Origin of the sequence: Paraburkholderia sp. UCT31 (assembly GCF_014397655.1) — a bacterium.
GTDB lineage: Bacteria > Pseudomonadota > Gammaproteobacteria > Burkholderiales > Burkholderiaceae > Paraburkholderia > Paraburkholderia tuberum.
On sequence record NZ_VZQP01000134.1, the window covers coordinates 1 to 4,910 of the forward strand.

Here is a 4,910-nt window from a genome sequence, read left to right on the forward strand (position 1 = left end):
CTGGCTCGGCAGGCTGGCCCAGCGGCGTCTGCCGATTGATTGCTAGCCAGTGAAAATCATGTAGCCCGATTCCCCATCATGCCTCATGCGAACGCCGCGTTGCGGACGGCCGTCGTGAGGTGCTTACTGAGATCTCCCACCCGCTTCCGGAGCTTTCTTGGTCCAGATATCGAACGGTTCCTCGGCTACAAGCGTTCGTTGGGAGGCATTTCGACGTCGATGAGAAGGTGACCTTGCCCCTGTTTGGCGAATCCCTTAACCGAGGAAATTACGCAGCCTCGCCTTGCCGGGCTGCGAACCAGTTTTTCTCGAATGTCATGGGACTGACGTAGTCGAGTGTCGAGTGTAACCGGCGTGCATTGTAAAAGCCCAGCCAGTCAATCACCTCATCCATTGCGGCACGCCGCGTGGCGAAGTGCCGGCCATGCATGCGTGCGACCTTCAGCGAACCCCACAGACTTTCGGTCGGCGCGTTATCCCAGCAATCGCCGCGTCGGCTCATCGACGAACGCATGCCATAGGCCTTCAACGTGTCCTGGAACAGGCCGCTGCAATACTGGCTACCCCGGTCGCTATGCACGATTACGCCGGCTTCCGGGTGGCGCCGGAACCACGCCATACGCAGTGCGTCCGTGACCAGCTCAGCCTTCATGTGCGGCTGCATCGACCAGCCCACCACCTGCCGGCTGAACAGGTCGATGATGACCGCGAGGTACACCCACCCCTCGGCTGTTGCCAGATAGGTGATATCGCTCGTCCAGACCTGGTTCGGTGCGGTGGCGGTGAAATTGCGCTCCAGCAGATTCGGCGCCACCGGCAAATCGTGGTTCGAGTTCGTCGTCGCGATGTACTTGCGCTTGTGGCGGGCTCGAATGCCATGCTGCGCCATCAGCTTGCGAACCCGCTCCTTGCCCACGCGCACGCCACGCGCGAGCAGTTCCTTCCACATGCGTGGCCAGCCGTACTCGCCCTTCACCTGCGCGTGAATCGCCTTAATGTTTGCGAGCAGTGCATCGTCGCTCAAGCGGCTTCGGTGCGGCCTGTCCTGTGCAGTGCGTTGCCGGCGCTGATGATATCCGCTGGGGCTGACCTCCAGCACGTCGCACAGCACCGAGACCGGCCAGTGGCGTCGATTGCGTTCAATGAATGCGTACTTCACATCGACTCCCTGGCGAAGTACGCAGCGGCTTTTTTTAAAATATCTCGCTCCATCTTCAGGCGAGCTACCTCCGCACGCAGCCGCGCCAGCTCCATCTGTTCCGGGCTTACTGGCTTTGTTCCAGCCCCCGCCAGCTTGCCTTCCCGGTCAGCCTTCACCCAGTTGTACAGCGTCTGTTCAACCACACCCAGTGTCGCCGCCACTGCTGCCATGCTTTGCCCGGCCTTGACCAGTCGCACCGCTTCCAGCTTGAATTCGAGCGTGTACTGTGCCCGCTTTGCCTTGCCTGTCATCGTTCTTCTCCTTGCGTGAGTTTACCTGCTCAGCAAGGGATTCGTTTTTCGGGGGCAAGCTCAGAAAGGCTTCATGGCTATCTCCGTGCAAATCTCAAGAACATAAATGAGATAGTACGGTAATAACATTTTGCATTGTATCGAACCAGTCAGAAATGACGCTGCTACCAGGAATTTCGACTGCGGCAGGAAATCGTGTGACAACTTCACTGTTCGGCACAGCCATGAACGTGCCCTATCCGCACCTCGCCGCACGCCTGTTCAACACGCCGCTCTCGCGCCAACGGTTCGATGAAAATAGGTGAGCAATGGGTTGGCCACTGTCGATACGGGCAGCCCTATGTGGTCAGACAATCGCGCGCGGAAATCAGTGCTTGCGAAAGACTGCGAACGAAAAATTCGTACCAGTCTCACTATGTTGTCGCGGCTGTCTGATTTCGCGGGGTGACCGATATCCGGACAATTGGAGCCAGTACGAAATCTCGTGTTTCGTTCACCAAGGTCACCCGAATTAGCTGAATCGATCCTTTAAACGACGAGCATTGCTTCATTGTTTTCTGAGTCTGGATTGCGGTTCGGGTGTCGCACCACATACTTCAATCTAACCGGTTACGATCATGAATCGAAACGATTTTCCTGACGTACAGGCTGCCGCGCCCCTCACCAACGGGGATGGCCTCTCCGGTTTGCGGCTCCGCCCCCTGTCATGGCTGGTTTCGTCGCTGCTGGTCGTGCTCGCCTTGCCGGCGAGTGCCATTGCGGGCGCTCAAACGAAGTCTGATCTGGCGCTGGCGAGCGATGCAGCAACTGCAAGCAGATCGACTCCGGTCGAGATTAAACAGCCGTCGACCCCGGGAAGCCATGCTCCTCCGGTGACGTTCTCACAGTGGCTCGAAACGCAACCGTCCAGTAGCGAGGGAGGGCCTCCGGTGGATTCCGCCACGCTGCGCCGTATCTTCCTGAGCGCCGTCGAGGAAGCGGAGAAGCGCAGTCCCGAAGTCGGGCAGGCGTATGCCGCCTACGAAGCCGCGAAATCAGACGTCGACGAAGCGAAAGGCTTGCGGTGGCCGCAAGTTGACATCGGTTCGCAGACACAGGGTGTGCAATTTGGTCCCGGTAATCGAAATGGCTCCAACAACGGGAACGTAGTGACGGCGAACGTCACGACAACGGTGTACGACTGGGGGCGCACAAAGAACACAATCGGAAGTCGTGAACAACTCTCGGATGCCGCGCTCAGTAGTTATGTAGCGGCCCGCAATCAGAATGCGTTCGAGGTGACGAGCACGCTCGTTGAACTGGGCAAGCAGCGCACGATCGTTGACGTGAGCCAGCAATTTGTTGAGCGTATGGCCACGCTCGTGAAGATGCTCAGCGAAATTGTGGCTGTCGACCGTGGTCGCGGCAGCGAACTCACGCAGGCCAAGGCGCGTCTGCTGCAGGCTGAAGCTGCGCGCGATTCAGCGCAAGCGAAGGCACGTGATGCGGAACTGGCGTTGCAAAAGCTGCTGGGCGAAAGCGTACCGCCGATTCCGCACGCGCGCGACTGGCCGCTCCAACCGGGCAATCTGCCGCAACTCATGGAGCGGGTGAATGCTCATCCGAGCTTGCATCAGATTCAGTCCGAGGCAAATGCGGCCGACCTGAATGCCAAAGTGGTGAAAGCGTCGGGCCTGCCGTCGGTGAATTGGGTTGTCAATGCGAATGCCGGAATCGGAGGCACGGGCGCGGGACAACGTGCGCCATGGCAAACCATGTTGACGCTCAACTGGGCGGCATTCCGCGGCGGTTCGACGCAGGCGGCGACGGCTGCGGCAGGGTACCGGGCACAGGCTTCGTGGCAGCGCCTCGACCAGCAGCGGCGTGACCTCGAGTATGGCATTCGCACCGCGGATCAGGATGCGCACACCATGCTCAGCCGTGCGGAGCAGTACAAACGCCTCTCCGCTGAAACCGATCAGGTGCGCAAGGCCTTCTTCGAACAGTGGTACCACCTGGGCAAACGAACCCTGCTCGATGTGCTCCTTGCGGAGAACGATCACTACGGCAACAGCGTGAGCGAAGTGACGAACCGGTTCGATGGCTACGCGGCGGTACTGCGGGAGCACGCATCCGCGGGTTCGCTGGTTGACTGGCTGGAGACCGGGCGCTCCAGCGGTTAGGTGTTGCGGATCAGAGCCGCACCGGATACAGGGCTTCGCGATGGGCTGCCTTCCTTTCTGGATGGCGGCCCTTTTTGCGTCTGGCGCACAGAGGCGAGAAACATCGGACAACTGCCTGTTTAGCCCTTACGCAATCGTGCATAGGCACCGCTGCTCGCGATTCCCGTGCCGGGCAATGTCTCGTTTCTGTCTCGTCCAAATTCGAACTCGTCATATTTCGTTTTATCGCTCACCCATCAAGAATAGAGGTAGAGCAGCATTCCTGCGACTGCCATGTCGCCATTTTCTATCTATACGCTGGCCAGGTGGACCAGCATACGCACTCAAAGAGGCACTACCATGAGTACCAGTTCAGTGAAGCTCGCCGTTGTCGACGGCAGCACCATCAAGCAGACTGTTGAATTGCGCGGGTCCGCGCAAGGCGCTCCCGTTCGTGTAAGCGCCATCAAAGGTGGCAAATTCATTCTGGCCGAGAGCAAGACCGGCCACGGCCCCGAAAACATTACCGTGCGACGCTCCGGCAAGAATCTTCTGGTCAGCCTGGAAGGGGTGGAGCTCGACCAGCCGCAACTGATCATTGAGGACTTCTACGGCAATGAAGGCGAGCTGGTCGGCCTGGGTGAAGACGGGTCGTATCACGAATATATCGCTGCGGACGGCGAGGATGATCATGAGGCCGCTTTTCTTGCGGATGGCACGGACTCGCCTCTGGTTCTGGGTGCGGCGCAACTGAGCGGTTTCGGCGCGAATCTCGTTGCCGCGCCGGGTGTCGGTCTGGTGGGCTTCGGCCTCCTGGGCCTGGGTGCGCTTGCCGCGCTGGGTGCGGGGATTGCTGCCGCGAGCGGTGGTGGTAATGGCGGCAGCGCTCCTGCTGTAGTGGATGAACAGACGCCGCCGGGTGCAGTTGACGACGATAGGGATGCGGACGCTGATTCCGATGCAGATGCTGACGCGGATGCTGACGCTGACGCTGATGCGGATGCTGACGCGGATGCTGACGCGGATGCTGACGCCGATGCGGACGCTGACGCTGACGCGGATGCCGATGCGGATGCTGATGCGGATGCGGATGCGGATGCGGACGCCGATGCTGACGCGGACGCGGATGCCGATGCTGATGCGGATGCGGATGCGGATGCGGATGCGGATGCGGATGCGGATGCGGACGCGGATGCTGATGCGGATGCGGATGCGGATGCGGATGCGGATGCGGATGCGGATGCGGATGCGGATGCCGATGCGGACGCGGATGCCGATGCGGATGCGGACGCGGATGCCGATGCGGATGCCGATGCC

At 60.1% G+C, this 4,910-nt stretch carries 4 protein-coding genes; 2 read left to right on the forward strand and 2 right to left on the reverse strand.

Annotated features, from left to right (window positions below; translation table 11 throughout):
- Positions 1-268 precede the first annotated feature (268 nt).
- Positions 269-1,452 (reverse strand): IS3 family transposase gene (locus F6X40_RS40925; protein ID WP_187631815.1). Its coding sequence is split into 2 segments (ribosomal slippage): positions 269-1,182 and positions 1,182-1,452, totalling 1,185 coding nucleotides; the frame shifts between segments, so codons are not numbered across the junction.
- Positions 1,453-1,607: 155 nt separating this feature from the next.
- Between F6X40_RS40925 and F6X40_RS40930 the strand changes: the two genes are divergently transcribed.
- Complete coding sequence (locus F6X40_RS40930) at positions 1,608-1,757, forward strand: hypothetical protein (protein ID WP_187631816.1); 150 nt, start codon at positions 1,608-1,610, stop codon at positions 1,755-1,757.
- Positions 1,758-2,069: 312 nt separating this feature from the next.
- The gene (locus F6X40_RS40935; RefSeq protein WP_222946307.1) at positions 2,070-3,614 is read left to right on the forward strand and encodes a TolC family protein; all 1,545 of its coding nucleotides are present in this window, start codon (positions 2,070-2,072) and stop codon (positions 3,612-3,614) included.
- Positions 3,615-3,965: 351 nt separating this feature from the next.
- Here the strand turns inward: F6X40_RS40935 and F6X40_RS40940 are convergent.
- Positions 3,966-4,910 (reverse strand): hypothetical protein (locus tag F6X40_RS40940; protein ID WP_187631817.1); only part of this gene is annotated, 945 nt, incomplete at its 5' end.

Coding starts and splice junctions, on each gene's coding strand:
- F6X40_RS40930 (WP_187631816.1), top strand. CDS start 1,608: ATGACGCTGCTACCAGGAATTTCGACTGCGGCAGGAAATCGTGTGACA.
- F6X40_RS40935 (WP_222946307.1), top strand. CDS start 2,070: ATGAATCGAAACGATTTTCCTGACGTACAGGCTGCCGCGCCCCTCACC.